Here is a 4,442-nt window from a genome sequence, read left to right as displayed (position 1 = left end):
GTGCCGTTCGATCTGCGCGTGCGCGCCCGTCGCGACCAGGTGCGTTCGACCGGTCGCGTGATCGCCTCGATCGACAAGCTCTTCGAGTCCTCGGGCGCCACCGCCCTGGCCAACGGCACGCCACTGCAACGCTTCTGGCGTGACGCGCATGCCGGGCGGGTCCACGCGGCCAACGATCCCGAGCGCGCCTACGTGATGTACGGCACGCACGAGTTCGGCCTGCCCGTCACCGACGCCATGGTGTAGCCGATGACCCGAACCGCTGAACTGACCTACGCATCGACCTCACGCTTCGCGCAGGTCACCCCCGATCTGAAGCTGCACTACCACGAAGCCGGAGTGGGCAACGGGCCGACGATCGTGCTGCTGCACGGTGGTGGACCCGGTGCCTCGGCGTGGTCGAACTTCGCCCGCAACATCCCGGTGCTGGCCGAGCGCTATCACGTGATCGCGCCCGATCAGCCGGGTTACGGCAAGTCCGACAAGCCGATCGACCACCCGCAGTACTTCGTGCACAGCTCGAACGCACTGCTCGCGCTGCTCGATCACCTCGAGATCACCGACCGGGTGCACCTGCTCGGCAACTCTCTCGGCGGCGGCGCCTCGGTGCGGTTCGCACTCGACCACCCCACGCGCGCGGGCAAACTCGTGCTGATGGGTCCGGGCGGGCTGAGCACCAACCTGTTCGCGCCCGACCCCACCGAGGGCGTGAAGCTGCTCTCGAAGTTCACCTACGAACCGACCAGGGACAACCTGGAGAAGTTCCTGCGGATCATGGTCTTCGACCAGTCCCTGGTGACCGAGGAACTCATCGACGAACGGTTCGCCTTCGCGAGTACCCCCGAGTCGCTGGCCGCGATGAAGGCGATGGGCAAGTCCTTCGCCGGCGCGGACTTCGAGAAGGGCATGCTGTGGCGTGACGCGTACAAGCTGCGTCAGCCGGTGCTGTTGATCTGGGGTCGCGAAGATCGGGTGAACCCCCTCGACGGCGCGCTCGTGGCCACCAAGGTGATCCCGCGCGTCCAGCTGCACGTGTTCGGTGGCTGCGGGCACTGGGCACAGCTGGAGAAGTTCGACGAGTTCAACCGGCTCACCGTCGATTTCCTCGGGGAGAAGTAATGAGCATTCGCGCCCTGGGCTACATGCGCATCGAGGCCACCGACATGGCGGCCTGGCGCGAGTACGGCCTCAAGGTTCTCGGCATGATGGAGGGCACCGGGCTGAACCCCGACGCGCTCTACCTGCGCATGGACGATTTCGCCGCCCGACTGGTGATCGTTCCCGGCGAGCAGGACCGGCTGCTGGTCTCGGGCTGGGAGGTCACCGACGGGCCCGGCCTGCAACAGCTGCGGGAAACCCTGAGCAAGGCTGGGGTCGCCTTCACCGAGGGCACCAAGGAAGAGCTGGGTGAGCGACGCGTCGAGGGCATGATCCGGTTCCAGGATCCGTCCGGGAACACCCTCGAGGCGTTCTACGGCGCGCAGTACCTGGGCCGCCGCTTCGTGAGCCCCTACGGCCACAAGTTCGTCACCGCCGAGCAGGGATTGGGCCACGTGGTTCTCACCTGCACCGACGATGCCGCGGCACAGGCGTTCTACCAGGACATCCTGGGCTTCCGGCTGCGCGACTCCATGCGGCTACCGCCGCAGATGGTCGGCCGTCCCGCCGACGGCGACCCGGCCTGGCTACGCTTCTACGGCTGCAACCCGCGCCACCACGCGCTGGCGTTCCTGCCGCTGCCGAACCCCACCGGCATCGTGCACCTGATGGTCGAGGTGGAGAACTCCGACGACGTCGGCCTCTGCCTGGACCGCGCCTATCGCAAGAAGGTGAAGATGTCGGCCACTCTCGGCCGCCACATCAACGACAAGATGCTGTCCTTCTACATGAAGACTCCCGGCGGATTCGACATCGAATTCGGCTGTGAAGGACTGGAAGTCGACGACCACGACTGGATCGCCCGCGAATCGACCGCGGTGAGCCTGTGGGGTCACGACTTCACTGTCGGATTCAAACAGCAATAGGAACGGGCGGCGAAGGACATGACTGAACAGATACCGGCGATCGACGGCCGGCAGTTCCGCACCGTGCTGGGGCAGTTCTGCACCGGCATCACCGTGATCACCGCGCTCGATCCGGACGGTGAGCCCATCGGGTTCGCCTGCCAGTCCTTCGCCGCGCTCTCCCTCGACCCGCCCCTCGTGCTGTTCTGCCCCACCAAGGGGTCGCGGTCGTGGGCGGCGATCGAGGCGGCGGGCAAGTTCTGCGTGAACGTGCTCTCCGAGGAACAGCAGCCGACGTGCGCACGCTTCGGCTCACGCGAGACCGACAAGTTCGCCGGAGTCGGCTGGCGGACATCCGCATTGGGCGTCCCCGTGCTCGACGATTCCTTGGCCACCATCGAATGCACCGTCGACTCCGTCGTCGACGGCGGTGACCACTACATCGTCATCGGCCGGGTCCACGCGCTCGCGGAGTCGGCCACCACCGGTGGTCGTCCGCTGCTGTTCTACCGCGGCCAGTACACCGGCATCGAGCCGGACAAGACCACCCCCGCCCCCTGGCGCGCGGACCTGGACCACTTCCTCACCACCACCAGTCTCGACACCTGGCTGTGAATCGACCGGCCTGAGCAGGCGGTCACGGCCTCGGTCGGCACCGTGGCGTGCACTGTTGCCGGCAGCTCATCTCGCGGTGAGCAGTGCGGTCAGCAGCGCGGACGACAGTGCCGCGGCGTTGTCCTCCTCGGTGTCCCAGCTGCGCGTGGTGACCGTCATCGCGGCCGGGCGTGGTGCACCGAGACAGTGCGGGGCGAACGCGGTGAAGAATTCGTGCGGATCGAGCAGGGTCTCCGGCGTGTGGACGCCGGGGCTCTTCGACCGCAGCAGTGCCGCGACCGCCAACGGCACGCCGGTGTTGTCGGCCATCGTGAGACCGGGGACCTGACACAGCGCCGTGGCGGCGGTCGCGGCGACTCCAGCCCGCAGGCCCGTCGCGACGGCGAACAGCGGTGGCAGGCCACCGGCGGTGATCAGTTTCGCCGGGTCGGCGGGCAGGAGTCGTTCGACGCGGGCTGCCACCCCGGCCGCCTGATCCAGCGTCAACAGGCGAGCGCCCATTACCCAGCGCAGTGCCAGCAGCGCCGCCGAGGTCGAGCGGTCGCCGACGACCACGGTGGTCGCGTCGCGGAGTTCGGGGAAGGCTCGCGCCACGGTGATCGCCTCCGGGTGACCGAAGCTGCGGCCTTCGCCGGTGCGCAGGCCCGGGTAGTCGATGCGCATCCGTTCCAGCGCCGGGCGCTGGGCGCGCACGCCGTCGCGGATGACCGGAATGTCACCGGCGATCTGCCGCATGCCGTGCACCACGGCCGCGGTCGCCCCCGGACCGGCCGGTTCGGTGTGCGCGGAGTGAATGTTCCAGCCGGTGACCACGGAGTCGACCCGGTCGAGTTCCCGGCCCGCCAGCACGGTGAGCAGATTGGCGATACCGGGGCTGGCGCCCATGCCGACCAGCGCTGTCACCCCCGCCGCGCGCGCCGCCGCGTCCAGTTCCAGCATGTCGATGGTCGGTTGGGGATCGTCGCAGATGTCGATGTAGTCGCAGCGCGCGGCGATCGCCGCCGCCAGGATCGGTGGGCCGAAGCGGAAATATGGGCCGACGGTATTCACCACCAGGTCGAAATCCCGCATCGCCGAAGTCAGCGCCGGACCGTCGGTGGCGTCCAGTCGACAAGCGGTGGCGCCGAGTTCGGTGGCGAGCGCGCGCGCCGCGGCCTCGTCCCGGTCGGCGATCGTCAGTGCTGTCACCCTGTCGTCGCCGTGCATGATGCGGGCGGCGACCCTGCCCATCTCCCCTGCCCCACCCAGTGCCAGAACTCGCATGACTGCCTCCCCGTCGAATATATTGACTAACATGACAGTAAATAAAGTCGGGCGGCCGAGCAAGGCCAAGGAGCGGATCGGCCAGATCCTGCGGGCCGCTCATTCCGTCGTGGCGAGCGACGGTTTCGCCGATACGACGCTGTCGCGAGTGGCCGCGGCGGCCGGGGTGCAGCGCACGCTGGTGCTGCACTATTTCGGCAGTAGAGACGGGCTGATGCGGGCCTTCGTCACCGAAGCCGTCGCCGCGTACGGTGACGCGCAACTGCGGCTGGGCGCCGAGGGGACGATCGAGGATCGAGTGGCACGGATGTTCGCACCGGGCGCTTACGGAAACCGCGACGACCTGGTGGTGTGGAGCGAACTGGTGAATCTCGCGGCGCGCGATGAGGTGGTCCGGCACAGCCTGCGGGAGTTGTGGACCGAGCGGTGGCTACCCGAACTGGAGCGACAACTCGCCGCCGCGTACCCGGCCGCCCCGGCGGATCGCGTCGCGACCAGCGCCTACGGGCTCGCGTGCCTGTTCGAGGCGCACTGGGCATTTCACCTGCAAGGAGTCGTCGA

Annotated in this window: 5 protein-coding genes and 1 pseudogene; 5 read left to right on the top strand and 1 reads right to left on the bottom strand. The window is 68.1% G+C overall.

From position 1 onward, the window contains the following. From ACFWF3_RS25715 to hsaB, 4 genes and pseudogenes are all read left to right on the top strand, one after another. Positions 1–246, top strand: a pseudogene (locus ACFWF3_RS25715) (flavin-dependent monooxygenase); the annotation flags it as partial. A gap of 3 nt (positions 247–249) precedes the next feature. After that, positions 250–1,119 (top strand): 4,5:9,10-diseco-3-hydroxy-5,9,17-trioxoandrosta-1(10),2-diene-4-oate hydrolase, encoded by an 870-nt coding sequence (hsaD, locus tag ACFWF3_RS25710; protein WP_378990684.1) that lies wholly within the window; start codon positions 250–252, stop codon positions 1,117–1,119. Continuing rightward, positions 1,119–2,024, top strand: coding sequence for an iron-dependent extradiol dioxygenase HsaC (hsaC, locus tag ACFWF3_RS25705; RefSeq protein ID WP_378990685.1), 906 nt, complete (start codon positions 1,119–1,121; stop codon positions 2,022–2,024). The genes hsaD and hsaC overlap by 1 nt, the downstream gene beginning before the upstream one ends. Positions 2,025–2,042: 18 nt before the next feature. Further along, entirely contained in the window at positions 2,043–2,618 is a 576-nt protein-coding gene (gene hsaB / locus ACFWF3_RS25700; protein ID WP_378990686.1) for a 3-hydroxy-9,10-secoandrosta-1,3,5(10)-triene-9,17-dione monooxygenase reductase subunit, read from the top strand. A gap of 66 nt (positions 2,619–2,684) precedes the next feature. Here hsaB and ACFWF3_RS25695 read toward each other — a convergent pair whose 3' ends face one another. Then, the gene (locus ACFWF3_RS25695; protein WP_379315839.1) at positions 2,685–3,881 is read right to left on the bottom strand and encodes a saccharopine dehydrogenase family protein; all 1,197 of its coding nucleotides are present in this window, start codon (positions 3,879–3,881) and stop codon (positions 2,685–2,687) included. Between the two features lie 31 nt (positions 3,882–3,912). Between ACFWF3_RS25695 and ACFWF3_RS25690 the strand changes: the two genes are divergently transcribed. Continuing rightward, a partial coding sequence (locus ACFWF3_RS25690; RefSeq protein WP_379315837.1) for a TetR/AcrR family transcriptional regulator occupies positions 3,913–4,442 on the top strand: 530 nt, incomplete at its 3' end.

Origin of the sequence: Nocardia sp. NPDC060220 (genome assembly GCF_042727815.1) — a bacterium.
Classification (GTDB): Bacteria; Actinomycetota; Actinomycetes; order Mycobacteriales; family Mycobacteriaceae; genus Nocardia.
This window is presented reverse-complemented; position numbering and strand designations above follow the sequence as displayed.